At 63.6% G+C, this 20,236-nt stretch carries 18 protein-coding genes and 1 pseudogene; 6 read left to right on the top strand and 13 right to left on the bottom strand.

What is annotated here, in order from left to right:
- Positions 1 to 85 precede the first annotated feature (85 nt).
- Positions 86 to 2,113, top strand: a complete 2,028-nt coding sequence (gene paaZ, locus MA07_RS25895) for a phenylacetic acid degradation bifunctional protein PaaZ (RefSeq protein ID WP_036358934.1) — start codon at positions 86 to 88, stop codon at positions 2,111 to 2,113.
- 107 nt (positions 2,114 to 2,220) lie between these two features.
- On the top strand, positions 2,221 to 2,646 hold the full coding sequence (locus MA07_RS25890; protein WP_036358931.1) for a PaaI family thioesterase: 426 nt from the start codon (positions 2,221 to 2,223) through the stop codon (positions 2,644 to 2,646).
- 14 nt (positions 2,647 to 2,660) lie between these two features.
- On the opposite strand, the gene MA07_RS25885 is transcribed toward MA07_RS25890, so the two are convergent.
- Positions 2,661 to 3,116 carry an Lrp/AsnC family transcriptional regulator gene (locus MA07_RS25885; protein WP_036358928.1) on the bottom strand — a complete coding sequence of 152 codons (456 nt, stop codon included), beginning with the start codon at positions 3,114 to 3,116 and terminating at the stop codon, positions 2,661 to 2,663.
- A gap of 157 nt (positions 3,117 to 3,273) precedes the next feature.
- On the opposite strand from MA07_RS25885, the gene MA07_RS25880 reads away from it, so the two are divergent.
- Entirely contained in the window at positions 3,274 to 6,744 is a 3,471-nt protein-coding gene (locus MA07_RS25880; RefSeq protein WP_036358925.1) for an indolepyruvate ferredoxin oxidoreductase family protein, read from the top strand.
- 1 nt (position 6,745) lies between these two features.
- Here the strand turns inward: MA07_RS25880 and MA07_RS25875 are convergent, their stop codons facing one another.
- From MA07_RS25875 to MA07_RS25860, 4 genes are all read right to left on the bottom strand, one after another.
- Positions 6,746 to 8,338: an ABC-F family ATP-binding cassette domain-containing protein gene (locus MA07_RS25875; protein WP_036358922.1), complete on the bottom strand. Its 1,593-nt coding sequence runs from the start codon at positions 8,336 to 8,338 to the stop codon at positions 6,746 to 6,748.
- 173 nt (positions 8,339 to 8,511) lie between these two features.
- The gene (locus tag MA07_RS25870; RefSeq protein ID WP_036358919.1) at positions 8,512 to 8,919 is read right to left on the bottom strand and encodes a response regulator; all 408 of its coding nucleotides are present in this window, start codon (positions 8,917 to 8,919) and stop codon (positions 8,512 to 8,514) included.
- An 87-nt stretch (positions 8,920 to 9,006) separates the two neighbouring features.
- On the bottom strand, positions 9,007 to 9,429 hold the full coding sequence (locus MA07_RS25865) for a response regulator (protein WP_036358916.1): 423 nt from the start codon (positions 9,427 to 9,429) through the stop codon (positions 9,007 to 9,009).
- Between the two features lie 39 nt (positions 9,430 to 9,468).
- Positions 9,469 to 9,867 (bottom strand): response regulator, encoded by a 399-nt coding sequence (locus tag MA07_RS25860; RefSeq protein ID WP_052003539.1) that lies wholly within the window; start codon positions 9,865 to 9,867, stop codon positions 9,469 to 9,471.
- 130 nt (positions 9,868 to 9,997) lie between these two features.
- On the opposite strand from MA07_RS25860, the gene MA07_RS25855 reads away from it, so the two are divergent.
- Complete coding sequence (locus tag MA07_RS25855) at positions 9,998 to 10,492, top strand: response regulator (RefSeq protein ID WP_244445353.1); 495 nt, start codon at positions 9,998 to 10,000, stop codon at positions 10,490 to 10,492.
- A gap of 95 nt (positions 10,493 to 10,587) precedes the next feature.
- Here the strand turns inward: MA07_RS25855 and MA07_RS25850 are convergent, their stop codons facing one another.
- Positions 10,588 to 12,258, bottom strand: coding sequence for a methyl-accepting chemotaxis protein (locus tag MA07_RS25850; RefSeq protein ID WP_036358913.1), 1,671 nt, complete (start codon positions 12,256 to 12,258; stop codon positions 10,588 to 10,590).
- 186 nt (positions 12,259 to 12,444) lie between these two features.
- Between MA07_RS25850 and MA07_RS25845 the strand changes: the two genes are divergently transcribed.
- Positions 12,445 to 13,047 carry a hypothetical protein gene (locus MA07_RS25845; RefSeq protein ID WP_152569026.1) on the top strand — a complete coding sequence of 201 codons (603 nt, stop codon included), beginning with the start codon at positions 12,445 to 12,447 and terminating at the stop codon, positions 13,045 to 13,047.
- A gap of 58 nt (positions 13,048 to 13,105) precedes the next feature.
- Here MA07_RS25845 and MA07_RS25840 read toward each other — a convergent pair.
- Together MA07_RS25840 and MA07_RS25835 are read right to left on the bottom strand one after the other, a co-directional pair.
- A pseudogene (locus MA07_RS25840) lies at positions 13,106 to 13,588 on the bottom strand (transglutaminase-like cysteine peptidase); the annotation flags it as partial.
- A gap of 415 nt (positions 13,589 to 14,003) precedes the next feature.
- Entirely contained in the window at positions 14,004 to 14,186 is a 183-nt protein-coding gene (locus MA07_RS25835) for a hypothetical protein (protein WP_036358905.1), read from the bottom strand.
- Positions 14,187 to 14,400: 214 nt separating this feature from the next.
- Between MA07_RS25835 and MA07_RS25830 the strand changes: the two genes are divergently transcribed.
- Positions 14,401 to 14,772, top strand: coding sequence for a hypothetical protein (locus tag MA07_RS25830; protein WP_152569025.1), 372 nt, complete (start codon positions 14,401 to 14,403; stop codon positions 14,770 to 14,772).
- 33 nt (positions 14,773 to 14,805) lie between these two features.
- On the opposite strand, the gene MA07_RS25825 is transcribed toward MA07_RS25830, so the two are convergent.
- The 5 genes from MA07_RS25825 to MA07_RS25805 all read right to left on the bottom strand — a co-directional run bounded on the left by MA07_RS25825 (position 14,806) and on the right by MA07_RS25805 (position 20,236).
- Positions 14,806 to 15,594, bottom strand: a complete 789-nt coding sequence (locus MA07_RS25825) for a DUF1217 domain-containing protein (RefSeq protein WP_036358897.1) — start codon at positions 15,592 to 15,594, stop codon at positions 14,806 to 14,808.
- Between the two features lie 48 nt (positions 15,595 to 15,642).
- Complete coding sequence (locus MA07_RS25820; RefSeq protein ID WP_036358894.1) at positions 15,643 to 16,227, bottom strand: hypothetical protein; 585 nt, start codon at positions 16,225 to 16,227, stop codon at positions 15,643 to 15,645.
- A gap of 75 nt (positions 16,228 to 16,302) precedes the next feature.
- A complete protein-coding gene (locus MA07_RS25815) occupies positions 16,303 to 17,859 on the bottom strand; it encodes a flagellin (protein WP_036358891.1) in 1,557 nt (518 codons plus the stop codon).
- Between the two features lie 413 nt (positions 17,860 to 18,272).
- Positions 18,273 to 19,124, bottom strand: coding sequence for a protein-glutamate O-methyltransferase CheR (locus MA07_RS25810; protein ID WP_036358888.1), 852 nt, complete (start codon positions 19,122 to 19,124; stop codon positions 18,273 to 18,275).
- Positions 19,121 to 20,236, bottom strand: a complete 1,116-nt coding sequence (locus MA07_RS25805) for a chemotaxis response regulator protein-glutamate methylesterase (protein WP_036358885.1) — start codon at positions 20,234 to 20,236, stop codon at positions 19,121 to 19,123. The genes MA07_RS25810 and MA07_RS25805 overlap by 4 nt, the downstream gene beginning before the upstream one ends.

The raw sequence follows: 20,236 nt of genomic DNA, 5'->3' as shown, positions 1-20,236 counted from the left end.
CTAACCGACCGGTCGGTCAATAATGCGCACAGAAGCTGCAGCTCCCCTCGAGCCGGCCTGTCACTCCATTTCTTAAGGTGTCCAGATGAGACTTGAGAGCTTCGTTCGCGGAACTTGGATGTCACCGGGTCAGGAACTGGCGGAGGTTCGCAGCGCGGTCACCAGTGACGTGGTCGCTGAGGTCGCCAGCGGCGGTCTCGACATGGGCGAGGTGCTGGCCTATGCCCGGCGGGTGGGTGGGCCCAATCTGCGGCGGCTGACCTTCCATCAGCGCGCAGAGCTTCTGAAAGCTCTTGCCATCTATCTGTCAGAGCGCAAGGAGCAACTCTACAAGCTCTCATACCAGACCGGCACCACGCGCTCCGACAACTTCATCGACGTGGACGGCGGTATCGGCACCCTCTTCGTCTATTCGTCCAAGGGCCGCCGCGAGCTGCCCAACACCACCTTCCTCATCGATGGAGCCGTCGAACCGCTCTCCAAGGGAGGCAGCTTCGTCGGCCAGCACGTGATGGCGCCCTTGGCCGGTGTCGCCGTCCACATCAACGCCTTCAACTTCCCCTGCTGGGGCATGCTCGAGAAGCTCGCGCCAGCCATCCTGGCCGGCGTGCCCGTCGTCACGAAGCCGGCAACGATCACGTCCTACGTGGCGCACGCTCTGGTGCGCATGATCGCGGAATCCCGCATTCTTCCCGAGGGCGCTCTCCAGTGCATCATCGGCTCGACAGGCGATCTTTTCGATCACCTGACATGTCAGGATGTAGTTTCGTTCACCGGCTCGGCGGACACGGCCCAGAAGCTGCAGCGGCACCCGGTGATTGCCCGCGAGTCCGTTCGCTTCATTGCCGAACGGGACTCCTTGAACGCCGCGATCCTTGCTCCCGATGCCGGACCGGGCACACCGGAGTTCGACCTCTTCATCAAGGAAGTTGCGAAAGAGATGACGGTCAAGGCCGGGCAGAAATGCACCGCCATTCGCCGCGCCATCGCACCGAACGCCCATGTGCCTGCCGTTATCGATGCTCTGCGCGAGCGGCTCTCGAGGATCACGGTGGGCAACCCGGAGCTGGATAACGTCCGCATGGGGCCCGTTGTCGGCCTCGGGCAGCGCCGCGATGTACTGGCCCAGGTGGCGAAGCTGCGGTCGGAGGCGGATATCGTCGTCGGCAATCCGGACGACTTCCCGGTCGAGGGCGCGGACCGCGAGCGCGGCGCGTTCATCCCCCCTCTCCTGCTGCATTGCCCCGATCCCATCCGCGCCACCAACGTACACAGCGTCGAGGCTTTCGGCCCTGTCTGCACGGTGATGGGCTATGACGGACTCGATCAGGGCATCGCTCTCGCGAACCGCGGCGACGGCAGCCTCGTCGCTTCCGTCTATACCTATGATCCCGCAGTGGCATCCGATCTCGTCTTCGGCGTCGGCGCCTTCCATGGCCGCCTCGTGCTGATTGATCGCGACTGCGCCAAGGAGCAGACAGGCCACGGCTCGCCCATGCCGCACATGGTGCATGGCGGACCGGGACGCGCCGGAGGCGGCGAGGAGCTCGGCGGCATGCGCGGCGTCCACCACTACATGCTGCGCACGGCTCTCCAGGGCTCGCCCGCCATGCTGTCGCGCGTCACGCAGAGCTGGATCAAGGGCGCCCCGACGGTCCAGGAGGGGCGCCATCCCTTCCGCTACCACTTCGAGGACCTCGCCATCGGGCAGACCTTCATCTCCAAGGAACGCACGATCACTCTGGAGGACATCGAGCATTTTGCCGAGTTCACCGGCGACACCTTCTATGCCCATATGAGCGAGGAGGCCACGAAGGACCATCCGTTCTTCCCCGGCCGGGTTGCCCACGGCTACCTGCTGCTGTCCTTCGCGGCCGGCCTGTTCGTCGACCCGGATCTCGGGCCGGTTCTGGCCAATTACGGGCTCGATTCCCTACGCTTTATCAAGCCGGTGCAGCCCGGCGAGACCATCAAGGTTCGGCTGACGGCGAAGTCCAAGTCGCCGCGCAACGAGCAGTACGGCGAGGTGCGCTGGGATGTGGAGATCACCACGGACAAGGACGAGACGGTCGCGACCTACGACCTCCTCACCATGAATGCGGTGCGGCCGTGATGGAAGACTATTGGCAGCGCATGCCGGTTGCCCTGATATAAGACTGGTATCCGCCGCTTCGCCATGGCTGGCAGCGGATATCAGAAGAAGAATGACTGGGGGAACCAATGTCCACATTCGACCAAGCCGCCGCCGAGCGGATGCTCACCGATGTCTTCGCGCCCTGGATCCAGGCGCTCGAACTCTCCGTCGGGAGCCTGCATCCTGAGGGCGCGGTTCTGCGGATGCCGTTCTCGGAGAGGCTGTGCCGCGACAACGGCGTGATCTGCGGGCAGGCGCTCATGAGCCTGGCCGACACCGCCATGGTGTTTGCCGTCTCCTCCGCCGGGGGTGCGTACCGCCCGATGACCACGGTGGACCAGACCATGCACTTTCTTCGCCCGGCGGCGAAGGCGGATGTGCTGGCGGACGCGAAGGTCGTGCGCTTGGGACGGACCATGGCTTTCGGCAGCGTGACGCTCACCACGGCCGGCGACAGCCGTCCCGTCGCCATCGCGCAGCTCGCCTATGCCCTCCTGCCCGAGAGCAAGTAACCCAAGCCCATCGTTCAGAACGGCAGCGCAACGCTGGTCTTGATCTCCTTCAGGATCACGTTGGTGCGCACGTAGCGGATGCCGGGCAGGCGGAACATGAACTCGTCCAGAAAAGCGTTGTAGGCCTTCATGTCGCGCACCACGACCCGCAGGTGGTAGTCGGCATCGCCCGTGGTGGCGAAGCATTCCAGCACCTCGGCCCGCTCCGTCACCCTGGAGACGAACTCGTCGACGAATGTCGCGTCGTGCCGCTCCAGCGACACGTGCAGGATCGCCGAGGTGGTGAAGCCGGCCTTCTCCCGATCCACCAGGGCCGAATAGCCGGTGATCACCCCGGTTTCTTCCAGAGCCCGAACCCGCCGCCAGCAGGCGGAGGTGGACATGCCCACATCCTCGGCCAGCTGCTGGTTGGTGGTGCGCCCCTCCTTCTGCAGCTGGATCAGAATGTGCTCGTCCTGCCTCTCCAGCATGACGCCCTCCCATTGGTGATTTTTACCAGATATAGCGCCATATCGCGCGACATCTACCACAAAGAAGCTCTAGCGGGGAAAGAATAGGAAGCACCTACCAGCCGTTCGGAAGTACCATACTTAGCCACGACATGGCTCCTCATGCGGGATCAGGCTGATGACAAGCGTTCCGTCCCTCGACGATTACCGGCTCTCCGACCGCTACACCCGCGAAACCGGCCGGGTGTTCCTGACTGGCACGCAGGCCATCATCCGGATCGTGCTCGACCAGGCCAAACGCGACCGGCTCGCCGGCCTCAACACGGCGGGTTTCGTCTCAGGCTATCGCGGCTCGCCGCTCGGCGGCGTCGATCTCGAGTTCTGGCGCATCAAGGAGCAGCTGAAGGAGCACCGGATCGAGTTCCTGCCCGCCGTCAACGAGGACCTGGCGGCCACGGCGGTGCTGGGCTCGCAGCAGGTGGAGACCGACCCGAACCGGCAGGTGGAGGGCGTGTTCGGGCTGTGGTACGGCAAGGGACCCGGCGTCGACCGCTCGGGCGATGCTTTGAAGCACGGCAACGCCTATGGCTCCTCGCCCCATGGCGGCGTGCTGGTGGTGGCGGGCGACGACCATGGATGCGTGTCCTCGTCGATGCCGCACCAGTCCGATGTGGCGTTCATGAGCTGGTTTATGCCGACGCTCCATCCCGCGAGCGTTGCGGAGTATCTCGAATTCGGCGAGTACGGCTATGCGCTGAGCCGCTTCTCCGGCATGTGGGTCGGCTTCAAGGCCGTGTCCGAGATCGTGGAATCCGGCACCTCCGTCGAACTGCGCGCGCCAAGACGGTTCAACGAGCCCGATTTCACGCCACCTCCGGGAGGCCTGCACTACCGCTGGCCGGATCTGCCGGGGCCGCAGATCGAGGAGCGCATGGAGGCGAAGAAGCACGCGGTCTATGCCTTCGCCAAGGCCAATCCCATCGACCGGCGCATCTACGACATTCGTGATGCATCCTACGGCATCGTCACCACCGGCAAGGCCCATCTCGACCTGATGGAGGCCCTGCGCCTCATCGGCCTCGACGAGGCCGCTTGCCGCCAGCATGGCATCGACATCTACAAGGTCGGCATGGTGTGGCCGCTGCCGTTGCACGACGCCATGGAGTTCGTGAAGGGCAAGCGCGAGATCCTCGTGGCCGAGGAAAAGCGCGGCATCATCGAAAGCCAGTTCAAGGAATACTTTTACGACTATCCGGGCTCGAAGCCCGAGCGCATGGTCGGCAAGCACGACGAACTGGGCCAGCGCCTCATCCCCTGGACGGGAGAGCTCACGCCGCGCTTCCTTGCCGGCGTTCTGGCCAGGCGCCTCGATCCGATCTTCCCCGATCTCGACCTCGCCCAGCGCGTGGAATCCCTCACGCCGGACGCGGAGCGCGTGATCGCGGTGCCGGGCGCGACGCGCACGCCCTACTTCTGCTCCGGCTGCCCGCACAACACCTCGACCAAGGTGCCGGAAGGCTCGAAGGCGCTCGCCGGAATCGGCTGCCACTTCATGGCGAGCTGGATGGATCGCGAAACGTCGTCCCTCATCCAGATGGGCGGCGAAGGCGTGAACTGGGCGGCCTCGTCCAAGTTCACCGGCCAGGGCCACATCTTCCAGAATCTGGGCGAAGGCACCTATTACCATTCGGGATCCATGGCGATCCGGCAGGCCATGGCGGCGGGCGCCAACATCACCTACAAGATCCTGTTCAACGATGCGGTTGCCATGACCGGCGGACAGCCGGTGGACGGCCCGGTGAGCGTCTATGCCATTGCGCACAGCGTCCGCGCCGAAGGCGTGCAGCGGATCGCGCTCGTGTCGGACGATCCGGACAAATTCATTCCCGCCGATCTGCCGAAAGGCGTGACGATCCATCACCGTGACGATCTCGACGGAGTCCAGAAGGAGCTGCGCGACATTTCCGGCGTGACGGTGCTGATCTACGAGCAGACCTGCGCGACGGAAAAGCGCCGCCGCCGCAAGCGCGGCCAGATGGAGGACCCGAAGCGCTTCGCCTACATCAACGACCTCGTCTGCGAAGGCTGCGGCGACTGCTCGGTGGCATCCAACTGCCTCAGCGTGGAGCCGAAGGAAACGCCGTTCGGGCGCAAGCGCAAGATCAACCTGTCCACCTGCAACAAGGACTTCTCGTGCCTCGACGGCTTCTGCCCGAGCTTCGTCACGGTGGAAGGCGCCACGCGCAAGGCGAAGACCACGTCGGGATTCGATGCGGCGGCACGGGCCGCGTCCCTGCCCTCACCGGCTCTTCCCGCGCTCGACAAGCCGTTCGACCTGCTCGTCACCGGCGTCGGCGGCACGGGCGTCGTCACGATTGGCGCGCTCATCAGCATGGCGGCGCATCTCGAAGGCCGCGGCGTCTCGGTGCTGGACTTCACGGGCTTCGCGCAGAAGTTCGGCCCGGTGCTGAGTTATCTGCGCATCGCTAACAACCCCGGCGCGCTGAACCAGGTGCGCATCGACCAGGGCGCGGCGGATGCGCTGATCGGCTGCGATCTCGTGGTCAGCTCCTCGCCCAAGGCCTCCGGCACCTACCGGCACGGCACGCGCGCCGTGATGAACACGGCCGAGATGCCCACCGGCGACGTGGTGCGCTTCCGCGATGCGGATCTGGCCAGCCGCACGCGCCTTCGCGCCATCGAGCGCGTCATCGGCGCGGGCAACATGGCGACGGTGAACGCCAATGCGCTCGCCGAGACGCTGCTCGGCGACACGGTTTTCGCCAACGTGATGATGCTGGGCTTTGCCTGGCAGCAGGGGCTCGTGCCGGTCTCGTTCGACGCGCTCTCCCGTGCCATCGAGCTCAACGGCGTGGCGGTCGAGCGCAACCGGCAGGCCTTTGCCTGGGGCCGTCTGCTCAGCGCCGATCCTGCCGTGGTGCATGAGATCGCGAACGACAAGCCGGAAGAGCCCGAGACTCTCGATCAGGTGATCGCCCGGCGGGTCGCGTTCCTCACCGCCTATCAGGACGCGCTCTACGCCGCCCGCTACGAGATGATGGTGTCGCGGGTCCGCAAGGCCGAAGCCGCGCTCGGCTCCGAGGCGCTCACCGATGCGGTGGCGCGTTCGCTGTTCAAGCTCATGGCCTACAAGGACGAATACGAGGTCGCGCGCCTTCACATGGAGACCGGCTTCCTCGACAAGCTGCAGCAGGAATTCGACGGCGACTTCACGGTGAAGTACCACATGGCGCCGCCGCTTCTGTCCTCAAAGCGCGATGCGCGGGGCCGCCCGAAGAAGCGCGCCTTCGGCCAATGGATCCAGACGCCCATGCGCGTGCTGGCCAGGATGAAGATGGTTCGCGGCACGCCCTTCGACATCTTCGGCTACACGGCCGAGCGGCGCACGGAACGGGCCCTGATCGGCTGGTACGAGGCCCAAGTCGAACGCATCCTCCAAAGCCTCGACGGGCAGCGTTTCGCCGACCTCCTGGCCATCGCGAAGGCTCCGATGGACATCCGCGGCTACGGCCCCGTGAAGGAGGCGGCCCTCCACAATGTGCAGGCCGAGGTGGAGCGCCTGTGGTCGCATGTGGCGGAGCAGCCGGAGGTGATCGACACGCGCAAGCGCGAAGCCGCTCACGCGTGAGTCACGCCTGCAGGCTTGCGAGATCGAGCCGGCGCGTGATGCCGATGGCTTCCAGGAAGGCCTCGTCGTGGCTGACGATGAGCAGCGCGCCGTCATAGGCCCGCAAGCCCGCCTCCACGGCCTCGATGGAATCGATGTCGAGATGGTTCGTCGGCTCGTCCAGGATCAGGAGCGCAGGCGGCTGCAATCCACCCAACACGCAGGCGAGCCCCGCCCGCAGCACTTGTCCGCCGCTCAAGGTGGAGACGAGCTGCAAGGCGGCGTCGGCCCGGAACATGAAGCGGGCGAGCGCCGCCCGGCAGGCATTCTCGTCCGCCGTCGGATTGATGCGCCGGAAATTGTCACGGATCGACGTTTTGGGGTCGAGCAGGCTCACCCGCTGATCGAATAGCGCGAATTGGGTGAAGACCCGCACGCTCCCGCTCGAGGGCTGCAATCCCCCGGTGACGAGCGCGAGCAGCGTCGTTTTCCCTGAGCCGTTCGGCCCGACGACGGCGACGCGCTCCGGCCCCACGATGGAGAAGGAGAGATCGCGCAGGATTGGCCGCTCCGGCGCGTAGCCGGCGCTGGCAGTGTCGACCGTGAGAACCGTCTTCCCGGCCGGCAGGTGCGTCGGCGGCAGAACCACGGAGAACGGCTGCAGGATCTCGATTCGCTCGCGCGCCGAGGCCGCAGCATCGAGTGCCTGTGAGCGCCGCCGCTCGGCCAGGCGCGCGTTCTCGCCGCCTGTGTCCTCGCTCCGATCCTTCATCGCATTCATGAGGATGCGCGGCATGTCACCCTTGGCGCGCTTTCTGTGGCCGGCTCCGTCCTTGCGGGCCTTTCGCTCGGCGATGGCTTGCGTTTTCCGGTCGATCTCGGCGACGCGCTTCTCCGCATCGGCGAGATCGTGCCGGGGCGCCGCGAGCTCCAGCGTCTTGCGCTCGCGATACCGGCTCCAGTTGCCGCCATAGCGCGTGGCGCCGAACGAGGTCAGTTCCACGATTGAGTCCATGGTGTCGAGCAGCTCGCGGTCATGGCTGACCACGATGGCACCGCCACGCCATCGGCCGAGAAGATCGATCACCGCCGCGCGCCCGTCCCGGTCGAGATTGTTGGTGGGTTCGTCCAGAAGCAGGAAGTCGGGCTCGGCGAAGACGAGCGCGGCGAGGCCGGCCCGGGTGGCCTGACCACCCGACAAGGTTGCGAGAGACGTGTCCGGCCGCGCATCCAGCCCCACCTGAGCGAGAGCGGATATCATGCGCGCCTCCAGGGTCCAGTCCGCATCCGCAAGCTCCTCGGCCGTGGCGTTGCCGCTTTCGGCGCGGCGCAGGAGCGCGAGCGCCTCTGTGGCGCCGAACAGGCCGGCGACGATCTCGGCCGGGCCGGTCTGAACCGACTGGCGCAGGCCCCCGAGACTGCCGTTGACGGTGAGGCTGCCGGAGCTTGGACGCACCTCGCCGGCGATCAGCCGGAGGAGCGTGGTCTTGCCGACGCCGTTGCGGCCGACCAGGCCCGCCCGTTCGGGGCCAAAGCTCAGGTCGAGATCGGAAAGGAGGACGCGGCCGTCAGGCGTGGCCCAGGAGAGGCGAGAAAGGGTAATCGAAGCAGGCATGGCGATGGATGGTCCCGGTGGCAAAGCGAAGCGGCGTTGCTGTCGGGTGGAGATCCATGTTGGCGCGCATCCTTATCGATGAGACGCCTGCCGGGGCGTCGGACGCTGGTTATACGGCAGGGCCCGGCCAGGCCGCAAGACCGGCTGGAGCGGGGACGGATCGATCGAGTGGCTTATGAAACGCCGCTGTTCTGCGGCCGCCTAGCCATCACGTCGTTCAGGGCCGCGATCAGGTCGTCCGGCATGATCGGCTTGTGCAGGAAGCGGGCATTGGGCGGCAGGTCGCCCGGGCCGGGGCCGGTCTTGCCGGAAATCACCAGCACGGCCACCTCGGGCCAGCCCTGCCGCACCAGGCGGGCGAACTCGAAGCCGTCCATGGAGCCGGGCATGTCCACATCGGTCAGGATGGCGTCGATCTCGGGCCGCGATTTCAGGAGCTCGAACGCCTCGTCGGCGTCCTGGGCCTCGACGACCCAGAACTCGGATTCCTTGAGGATGTCGACCTGAGTGAGGCGAACGAGCGGCTCGTCTTCCACCAGCAGGACGACAGGGTGCTTCACGATGCGGCGATGCGGTTTCATCCAGCATGAAACGGCGACGGCTCTGTCCAGTTCCCTCCTGTCGAGAAGCCGTGATGAGAGTGCCGCGGCCGAAGGGCCGAAGCAGGATCAGAAGCGCTTTGCCGTAGCCTTGAGCTGCTTGATCCGGTCCACCACTTCCTGCGTGTGATACGGCTTTTTCATCAGGGGACCGGCTTCGCAGAGGGTTCCGGCGATGTCGGCCGACCGCTCCGCCCCGGAGGTGAGGATGACCTGGGTCTCGGGCCTGTTGGACCGGACCCAGCGGGCCAGCCCGAAGCCGTCCATGCTCCCCGGCATCTCGACATCGCTGAACACGATGTCGACCGAAACCTCGGGGGCTTCGAGGATGAGGATCGCCTCCTCGGCGCTCACGGCCTCATGGACCCGATAGCCGCATTCGCGCAGGTATTCGGCGACCACGAGGCGGATCAGCACCTCGTCCTCAACCACGAGGATGGTCTGGAGGGGGGTGTCGGCCTTGGCCGAGAGGTTGGTTGATGACGTGCTCACGCAAAGCTAACCGCCGAGCTTTTGCCTTTGTTCCTGCGGTCAAGCTTGCGTGGGTGACGGCCAGTTCAGGCTGTGCGCGGCGAGCCTGGCGACCTCGGCAGCCCGGTAGGGCTTGCGGACAAAGGGGCCGGGACTGTCCGGCGGATCCGTGTCCTCGGACGTGACGATCATCTTCGTCGGGACTGGCCTCTCGCGAATATGACGAACCACGTCCCAGCCGCTCCCGGCCACCGGCAAGTCGAGGGCCAGGACCAGAAGATCCACCTGAACGGCATCGAGCACGGTCAGCGCCTCCGGGGCGGAGCCGGCCTCCAGCACCTTGAATCCCCAAGCCCGCAGCTCGTCGCTGACACGATACCGGATCCGAACATCCCCTTCGACAACAAGAATCGTCGGCGGGGTCCGGCGTGGAAGAACCGTTACGGATGCAGCACTCATTCTTGCCCCAGACGCATACAACAGGCGAACAACGTGATCAGGCCCTCCGGGTTCTCTTTGCTCTGTGCGCCAAGTCACCACGCGGGAAGGGCTGGCTCCATCAGGCGGAACCGTCTATGAATGGCCACGTTTGCCATCTGCCCTGTCCTCCTGTCCCCTCGGTCCCGTGTCCCACCAGCAACCCATAGGCGTCGTTCTCCTGGTCGAAGACGAACCGCTGGTGCGGCTCGTCACGGCCGACATCCTGCTGGAGGCGAATTTCCGGGTGATCGAGGCCGGCGATGCCGAGGAGGCCCTGCGCGTTCTGAAAGCCGAGGTTGCCGTCGACGTGCTTCTCTCGGACGTGGAGATGCCGCCGGGCATGAACGGCTACGAGCTGGTGGGCCACGTCCACCGGGACTGGCCAGGGGTGGCGATCATCGTCTCCTCAGGCCGCGAATGGCCCAAAGAGGACGATCTGCCGCCGGGGGCGATCTTTCTGGCAAAGCCCTACCTGAATGCCACGCTGGTGGCGCTTGTGCAGGAAGCGGCAAGGAGGGCGCAGGAGGCGCGTCGCCTCCTCAACCCCGAGGCCGGTGCCGCAGGCGAGAGCGACCCCAGCGGGAACATCTCCAAGACAGCCTGAGGCGTCTCTAGGATTGCCAACACAGGAAAGGCGCAGCCTGAAGCTGCGCCTTTTGATTTTGTTTCGCGAGGTCGATGCCGCTTCAACCGGCAGCGTCACGCCGCCCGGACACCCTGCAGGAAGCCTTCGACCTCCCGGCTCAGGGACGACGAGTTGGTCGCCAGCTCGCCGGCTGCCGCCAGCACCTGGGAGGCCGCCGCCCCGGCATGGGTTGCCGCTCCCTGGACCTGGACGATGCTCTGGGTCACCTCCTGGGTGCCGCGGGCAGCCTCGCTCACGTTGCGGGCGATCTCCTGCGTGGCCGCCTGCTGCTCCTCGACGGCAGCGGCCACGTTGGTGGCGATCTGGTGCACCTCTTCGATGGTGAGGCCGATCTCGCGGATGGCATCGACTGCGCCCTTGGTCGATTGCTGGATCTGGTTGATGTGCGAGGTGATGTCCTCGGTCGCCCGCGAGGTCTGGTTCGCCAGTTCCTTCACCTCGGCGGCCACGACGGCGAAGCCCTTTCCGGCCTCCCCTGCCCTCGCCGCCTCGATGGTGGCGTTGAGCGCCAGCAGGTTGGTCTGGCTCGCGATGCTGTTGATGAGGGCGACGACCTCGCCGATCTTCTGCGCGCCGTCCGCGAGCGTCTCCACGAGCTCGTTGGTCTTTCGCGCATTCTGCACGGCCCGGGCCGCGGCAGCCGAGGTCTGCGACACCTGGGTTCCGATCTCGTTGGACGATGAGGCGAGCTCCTCCGTGGCGGCGGCGACCGCCTGGACGTTGCTGGAGGTCTGCTCGGCCGCAGCCGCCACCGAGTTCGACTGCTGGTTCGTCTGCTCGGCCGTGGTGGCCATCGAGCGGGCCGAGGCCTCCATCTGCTGGGCGGCGACGGAGAGATGCTGGACGAGACCGCCCACGCTGCCCTCGAAGCTCTGGGCGAGGGTCATCATCTCGAGCCTGCGGCGCTCGGCGGCCTGCTTTTCGGATTCCGCCTGCTGGCGCCGCAGTCCATCGGCTTCCTGCATGGTGCCGGCGAAAACCTGCGTGGCCTTCCAGATGTCGCCGATCTCGTCGTTGCCCGCCTTCGCCTTCGGCAGGTTGTAGTCGCCGGAAGCCAGCTTCTGGATCGCCTCGGTGACGACCTTCAGCGGACGGGCGATCTGCCTGTGGCCCACGAGCCAGCCGATCAGGAGAGCCAGCATCGTGCCGGCGAGCGCGATGGAGACGAGCAGGGTGAGACGCTCGCTGTAGAGTTCGGCGGAGTAGCGGTCGATCGCTGCGATCTCCTCGCTGCCCTTTTTCGTCAAGGCATCGATGCTGGCCTGGAAAGCCTTTCGGTTGGCGCGGTTGGCTTCGGTGTTGCCCTGCGCATTGGCGGCCTCGGGCGACACCTCGGCACCGAGGCGCACGGTCTCGGATCGGAACGTCTTGAATGCGGCGGCATCCTTGACCACCGCATCGAACAGCGCCTTGTGCGAATCCGGGACGATCGGCGCCCACTCCTTCAGGAGCGTGTCGATTTCCTTCAGGCTCGCGATCAGTCCGTCGCCGAACTTGACTGCATCCTTCGTATCCTTGGATGCATAGATGCCCCGCGCTTCCATGACCACGTGCGTCACAAGCCGGTTCAGGCGCTCGCCATACAGAGCGCGCGTGGCTGCGAGCCGCACATCGTCGACGGCCTGATTATAGGTCTGCAGGGTGCCGATGCTGACGGCGGCGATGATCACCGCAACGAAGCTCAAGGCCCCGACGAGCGCAAATATCTTCGTTCTGATCTTCATACATCCCCCAAAAAATCTTGATCAGCAAGATTGCTTGAATACAGGCTGCAGTATTCACGGAACGCTTGTGTGGGGCTTGCTCCAGCCTGTCGCATTTTTCAACAGGCTTTCTTTACGGGAGGTGACGGATTGTTAAGCATAACCTCATAGGAATGATTGCAGTCGATTCTCATAGCGGCGGTTTCCATGGGCGTACGGTTCGATAAAGTATTGGAGCAGGTGGCCAGGGCGGGACAACCCGGGCGCGGAGCCGCCATCGAAACCCGGGAGCGGAAAGTGCGGCGCCTGGAGGACCTGATCCGGGCCCGCGAGGTCGTGGGCGACCGCATCGTCATGTGCCTCGGCCTGGCGCTCACCCTCTCAGCTGTCGCCCTTCCGGTTTACGCGGTCTATCTCAGCGATGGCTATGCCTATCTCCAGAGCGCAGGAAACGGCCTGGTGATGAGCAAGGGTACGGACGCCAAGCACGCGCGTGCGACCGACCTCAGCCCAGCGACGACCGGCTCGCTGAACAGGCAGAAGAATGCGGAAGCCGTCCTGGAAGCCAAGACCGAGAGGGCAACCCTGGCCATCGATCGTCAGAGTCAGTTCCAGCGTTACGTGATCCACAGGGCGACGAGCGAGTCCGCACTGATCGAAGGCCCGGAAGGCGTCTGGTGGGTCACACCGGGAATGACGCTCCCTGGCATCGGCCAGATCATCTCCATCGAGCGTTCCGACAACGGCTGGGTTGTCCTGACATCCGAGACCATGATCAGCCAGCGACCGACCGCGAAGGCCGCGAGCTGATACGCTCTCCATCCCGCATGAGCGCGCCTCGCGCTCATGCGGCGTTCGACCATCCTGCTTACTTGGTGGCTGTCACGATTGGTGCAGCCTGATTGCCGAGCCACACCCAGGCTGTGCCTTCCGACCCTTCCCGTTTCACATAGCGATAGCCGGTCTCCTGCCAGGACAGGACGGCCGCGCGCTTGTTGTCCAGGATGTAGTCGCCCCGGTTGGTGCGCACCATCAGCACCGCGTGCCCGGCGCCGAGCTCGTCGATCACGACCGTCATGCGCATGGCCCGCCGCGGCAGGCCCGCCTCGATCAGCACGCGACGCTTCAGGATCTGAATGTCCTCGCAATCTCCGATCCCGTCATCCGGGTAGTCCCAGCGATCCGCCACGCCCCAATGGTCCTGATCCGTCACCGGCAGGATGGTGGCGTTCACACGTTCGTTAACGTCGACGATGAGCTTCCACGTCTCCTGATTCAGCGCGATGATGGCAGGTTCGGAGGAATCGAACGCGCACTCTTCGGGAATCTGCTTACAGAACGCGATCCAGGCAGGGGTCGGCCCCGCCTGTCCGGACGACAGGATCGCAGCGCTCATCACCGGCAAGTTCAATTGCGGGAATGCGTGCGCTGTATTCGTTGCAGCGACAACCGACAGGGTCGCTGCCCCGATGCCTGCTGCGGTCAGTAGCCGTCTGCTAATCTGTTTTAAGAAATCGGTCCTGATCATGCCCCCGCACCCATCCGCTTCTTTTCATCAAAGCTGTCAGCCACGCGAGATCTGCGCAAGCGCGATTCGGGGCAAGATGTCAGAACGATGTCGCAGTGTTGACTTCAAGCAACAGAACGAGGAACGAATCATGTGCCGCGGGCCGATACTCTTCGAATGAAGAGGACGGCGAAAATCGACTCTGCCGTTCGCTGAAACGTCTTGGTCCGACAGAAACGCCCTGATCTCGTCGAGCAACTCACCGCCGCTGCATCTTCTTTTGCAGCTTCCGCCTGAATTGTCTCAGTAGCGGCGCAGAAACCCGCTCTGGCTCTTGGCCCACGTTCTGGCTCTTTTCGACGATGCCATGAGGCGAATGGCGGGCCGTGCCGACAAGGCCGATCAACGACCCGGCAATGACCGGTACCAGAATGATGCTCATTCGCTCTCCCCCAGACTCAGACGATACTGTCGTTCCGGGAGCATCATGCGTCGGCAGCCTTGTGCGAAACTGGCATGAGCAGACTGATGCAGATCGCGAGAGTTTCGCCGGAAGAAGCGCATGCCGTTTTTACCAAACCGCACGAAGGCTCATTCCAACAGATCGGAGTGCTGCCAATTCCGTGATACATTCTGCAGATCACTAGGAGGCTTGCTTGAGACCTATTCTCGCCTTGGTTGCGACTGCTTTCGGAGTTGGCGGATGCACAACGGCCTCCTATGAGGCGGCCGAGATGTCATGCTCGGAGTATATCGGAAAGCCGGTCTCGTCGCGCATTGCAGCTTACGGCCCTCCCACATCCGTGTACCGCATCAATCCAAGTCAGGTCGGGTATGTCTTCAAGACCAAAACCACGGCCTATGTGGGCGGCGAGCCTTTCTACACCGTGAATTACCTGACGGGGGCGGACAAGCACCACGCGCCGGTCCGCAAGATCACACGGGTGTGTCAAGGCACATACGTGGTCCATGCTCCTATGGACGCTCTGCCTCTATCCGAGCGGGTTATCGTGGAAGTTCTGCCCTGAACGATAGCTGCCTCGCCATGCCCCGCCTGGAGATCAGAACCCGCCCGGACGGAGCTTGGCAATGCTCATCATCAGGTCCACGCTGAAGCCCTGCTGCACCGATGACTGGTCGAACAAGGTCATCACGGGCGACGTCGTTGCCTCACTTGGGTTGGTCACGTCCCACATGGCGTTGAAGCGCTGGATCAGCTTGTCGACCTTCTTGGGATCCTGCAGATCCTTGATGTTGATGTGCTTCTCCAGGTTCCGCACCTGGATGTCGAGATCGGCCTTGGAAGCATTCGCCGGAATGTTGAAGGTGGTCTGCACGAACTTGAGAAGCGCTTTGTCTGCAAGCAGTCCCATCGTGGTAGTCACCGACGAGGCCTTGCGCTTGAAGTACATGGCGAGCTGGACGCCCTGGTTCTGCTCGCCCTCCTTCTTCTCAAGGGTGATTTGAACGTATTTGTAAACGGCTTCGGTCGAGGCGCTGGCGGCAGAAGTTGCCTCTGCCCCCTTTGTCTTGAAGTCGAAAGCCTTGGCGAATTCCTTGTAGAGCGGATTGGACATCTTGTTCGCCATGCTCAAAGGGTTGCTCACTCCTTCCTGGAGCAGCTTCTTGAAGAGTCCTTTGGCGTAAGCCATGTCCTCAAGGCCATAGGCCTTCACGGCGAACTTGAAGATCCGATCATTCTTGACGAAGTCGTCGATCGTTTTGATGGTCTTGATATTGGCCTTGTAGTATTCGATCTCGCGCTTTGTCGCCGGATCCTTCTCGATCAGGGACTTGGTCCGCGCCAGATCCTTGGTGACGAGTTGATAGCGTGTCGATGTGCTGATCATGGCGGATTTCTCCAGCGCTAAACCGGTGGGGCGAAAACGGCAGGCGAGTTAAGAATCGCTGCTGCGAAGAATATCGCCGCAATCTTTTCTGAATCTGTCCGCCATGGTCTTTGCGTCCTTCGGATCGAAGCGGAATTCATGCTGCTGTGTCTCGTAGCGGAAATTCGACAGTTCGATGGTCAGGCTTGTCGCGCCGGCCAGCTTGTCGACAAAGGCTTGCACCTGACCCGGATCGGGAATTTGCCCGTGCCGGTCGCGGTAGACCCAGTGGCCGACCTCGGGGCTGCCGCCGTCGAACCAATAGACGGTGCTGCGCCCGTGAACATCGCTGCGGCCGAGAAACTGTTTCTGCGCGACGGCCACAGTGGTGAAGGTAGCAAAGGGCTTATCGGAGTCGGATGCGAGCCGCTGGCACGTCAGCCAGAGCAGGGATCCGTTGTCTCCGCGCAGCCGGGCGAAGGCCGCCTGGGGCTGCCCCTCGTCGTCATGCCTTAGGACGTAATCCCAGGCACCGAACCATGTGGCAAGTCCATAGCTCCCGCTGGAGAACGTCATGCCGGAAACGCTGACGGCTGCTCCCATGGCGAGCACCCGCAGGCGAGACCGATAGCCGGTTGGTTGCTTGATCGACATCACACGCTCTTCTCAGACGAAAAGAGCCTCGCCCTTTGCAAGGCGAGGCTCCTTTTCAGGCAGATACCGGAACTCTTACTGGAAGAGCTTCAGGATCATCTGGCTGTTCTGGTTCGCCATCGAGAGAGCCTGCACGCCGAGCTGCTGCTGAGTCTGCAGAGCCTGGTTGCGGGTCGACACCTCGTTCATGTCGGCGTCGATGAAGGCGCTCACACCAGCCGTCAGCGAGTCGGACAGGACACCGATGAACTCTTCCTGGGTCTCAAGCAGGGCCTTGTTGGCGCCGAGCATGGCGGAGCCTTCCGTGACCTTGTTGATCGCCTCATCAACTTCCTTCAGCGCGGCAGCGAGCTTGGAAGCGACGGTCGAGTCATAGACCTTGCTGGTTGGGACATCCGCTCCCGTCACCGGCGTGCCGCCAGCGCCTTCAGCTGTGGTGACGTTCCGGTAAGAAGCACTTTCGATGTTCTTCGACGGATCCTTGGCCTGCAGAACGAGAGCGCCGTTCCCATCCACACTGGCCGTCACTTGGGCGCTCAGCTCCTTGTTGGAGTTGATGGCCTTAGCGAGGCTCAGATTGTCTGTGACGCCGGAACCTCCCAGAGAGAAGATCTGCTCGGTGCCATCAGTGAGGGTGAAGCGGAGCTCGTCATCCGTGATTGCAGTGTAGTCACCAGCAACGATGCCGGAGATTGTTGCCTTTCCACCCTGCGTCGTGCCGTTGCCAGCTTCAATGGCTCCGGCGCGAATGTTCTCGGCGCGAGACGTTGCGCTTGCAGCAGTGTTATCGGTGTAGGTTGCAGTGATGTTGGCAGTTGCATTCTTGGCGGTGAGGCGCAGCTTACCGTCGTCAGTCTTCGAGGCCACAACTGCACCATTGAACTTGGTGTCACCGTTGATGCGGTCGACAAGTTCATCCATGGTGTTGATGCTGGCGTCGTCGATCGTCAGCACTGTGGCAGCGGCGCCGTTGATGCTGACGGAAAGCTGGTCGCCACGGCTGACGCCCATGTTAGCGGCGGAGGCGCCGGTCTTTTCCGGGAACGTGATGTCCACATAGCCGGCTTGACCGTCGATGTTGATCTTGGCGACGTCGCCGAGAATGCCACCGGTTCCGGTGACGGCATCCTTGAACAGGGTGGTCTTGGACGTATCGATCGCAAGAGTACCGACCGACTGCGAGCCACCGTCATAGGATGTGACGAGCTTTGCAAGTCCGCCCTCGCCGGCCAGCCAGTTCTGACCGTTGAACGCTGCGGATCCGGCGGTGCTCTTCATACCGCTGATCTTGGCAGTGAACTCGGTCTGGATCTTCTCGAGATCCGCACCCGGCTGGCTTGCCGAAACGAGACCCTTCTTCATCTCGTTCAGGTAGGTCAGCGTCTTGTCCATGGCCGAGGTGTAGGTGTTGATCATGGCCTTGGACTGCTTGATGGAGTCCTTCACAGCGCTGAGAGCGCCGTTGTCAGACTTCATCTTGGTCGAGATCGACCAGTAGGAGGCGTTGTGGGAAGCCTCGCCGACACGCAGACCCGTGGAGATCTGGTTCTGGTTCTTGTTCATTGCGTTCTGCGTGCTCTTGAGAGCCTGCAGAGCCGTGATGGCGGAGAGGTTCGTGTTGATCGAAGACATGTGCTTCTTCCTTGAATGATGTGAGTGTTCAGGGAATGTCGGGATCTAACCGACCCAGCGGAGTGGCTTCATGCCTCGAGAGAATCTCGATCCGCTGCTCACATGACATCCGGGCTTTACCGGCAAAATGGGATGGCATCATGCCTGGCCTTCGAGAGAAGGCGTACCATAGTGCTTTCTCGGCACCTGGAGAACCTTACGTTCCCCGTCTGCGGTGCTTGCAGCTCTTGTCTACCAACCCCCTCCTCTAGCGTCAAGCATTAAGATCGACGTTGGAGCAGATTTTTTTTTCTGTTAATCTTTTGTTAACTATGAAGAGCTGGATGACTTACTGTTAAGAGGCGCCGCCCATGCGTAGAATGGCACTTCCGCAAGAGCGATAACTAAGACAATTCCACCTTCGTCCCCCGGATTTACCGTCCTCCGACGGCAAACATCTTTGGCGAGGTGCTCGAACTGTTCTTGGAATACAGGCCGCGATGAGCGGGGTCGAGCGTCAGCGCGTCGGTCACGCCGAGCACCGTCTCCGACGCGCCGAGCAGCAGGGAGCCGTCGGGCGCCATGACGTTGGCGATCCGGCGCAGCACATCGGCCTTGAGGTTGGCGTCGAAGTAGATCAGCACGTTGCGGCAGTAGACGATGTCGAACTGGCCCAGGCGATTGAAGTCCTCGATCAGGTTCAGGTAGCGATAGTCCACCATGGCGCGGATCTCGGGCGCGATCTGCCACTGGTCGCCCACTTGCGTGAAGTATTTGACCAGCAGGCGGATCGGCAGCCCGCGCTGCACTTCGAACTGATTGTAGAATCCGGCCTTCGCCTTCTCCAGAACATCGGTGGAGATGTCCGAGGCCACGATGTCGATGTGCCAGCCGGGCATGCGGGGAGCGGCCTCCTTGAGCAGCATGGCAAGCGAGTACGGCTCTTGGCCCGTGGAGGCCGCCGCGCACCAGATCCGAAGCCTGCGGGTCGAGGCGCGCTCCTTCAGGTATTTCGGCAGCAGCACATCCTGAAACAGGTCGAACGGTGCCTTGTCCCGGAAGAAGAAGGTCTCGTTCGTGGTCATCGCCTCGATGGTGGCCTTCTCCAGGGCGATGGACCGCCCTGCCCTGATCTCGCGGACCAGATGCGACAGGCTGTCGATCTTGAATCGCGTGCAGACCGATGAGAGGCGGCTCTCCACGAGATATCGCTTGTCCGGGGACAGCGCCAGGCCCGAGCGGGCTTTGAGAAAGACGCGCAGGGCGTCGAATTCGGCCTCGGTCATTTCGAAGATCCGGTGATGTGGCCCTTCAAGGAGCGGCCGATGGATTCCAGGGGAAGGATCTCGTGTGCCAGTCCGGCCTTCACGATACTTCCCGGCATTCCCCAGACGATGCTCGTGGCCTCGTCCTGTGCGATGATCGTCGCGCCCGCCTTCGTGAGGTGGCGCGCCCCGTGCGTTCCGTCCGATCCCATGCCCGTGAGAACCGCCGCAATGGCAGAGGCGCCGAACACGCCGGCAGCTTCCCGGAAGAGCACGTCAACGGCGGGGCGGCAGAAATTCTCAGGCGGCCCGTCGTTCAGCCGAATGACGGCCCTGCCGCCGGAAGACACCACGCCCATGTGCCGACCTCCGGGAGCGACGAGAATCGTTCCGGGGCTGACGACGTCACCGTCCTTGGCCTCACGGGCCGGAACGGAGAGGAAGGACTGCAGGTGCTCGGCGAAGACGGCCGTGAACATCGCGGGCATGTGCTGCACGATCAAGACCGGGATGCTCGAAAGGGCGGGTTTGAGATCGAGCAGGACCCGTTCGACGGCCCGTGGCCCCCCGGTGGACGATCCGATCAGCAGGCATTGCGGCTTCACCGTGCCGGGCTTCACAACAGGCGCCGCGGCCGGTCTCGGCAGGATGGGGAATACCGGCACCGGCGATCGCGCCTGGCGGCTCTTCGCCTCGCCCAGGGCACGCAGCTTCTCGATCAGGTCGCGCCGGAAATCGGCCGCCGCCCCTGCCGCGCGGGCGCTTTCCGGCTTTGCGAGGTAATCGACGGCCCCCAGGGAGAGACACTTCAGCGAGATTTCCGCATTCCTCAGTGTCAGCGTCGAAATGACGATGACCTTGCTCGTCGGCTGAACCTTGAGGATCATGGGAAGGGCCGCGAGCCCGTCGACCTCCGGCATCTCGATATCGAGGAGGATGATCTCCGGCTTGGAACGCTCGGCGGCATCCACCGCCATGCGCCCGTTGGATGCCGTGGCGACGATCTCGAAACCGCCGGCCTCGGTGAGCCAGCGCGCGATCATCCCACGGATGACGGCGCTGTCGTCGACGATCATGACGCGGGTGGGCCTGCTCTGAGCGGGAACGGGCTGAATGACAGGAGCAATCGACAT

The sequence above is a fragment of the Microvirga sp. BSC39 genome (assembly GCF_000739015.1).
In the GTDB taxonomy this organism is placed as follows: Bacteria; Pseudomonadota; Alphaproteobacteria; order Rhizobiales; family Beijerinckiaceae; genus Microvirga.
Note: the sequence above shows the minus strand (reverse complement) of the source record. Positions and strands in the feature narration are given on the sequence as shown.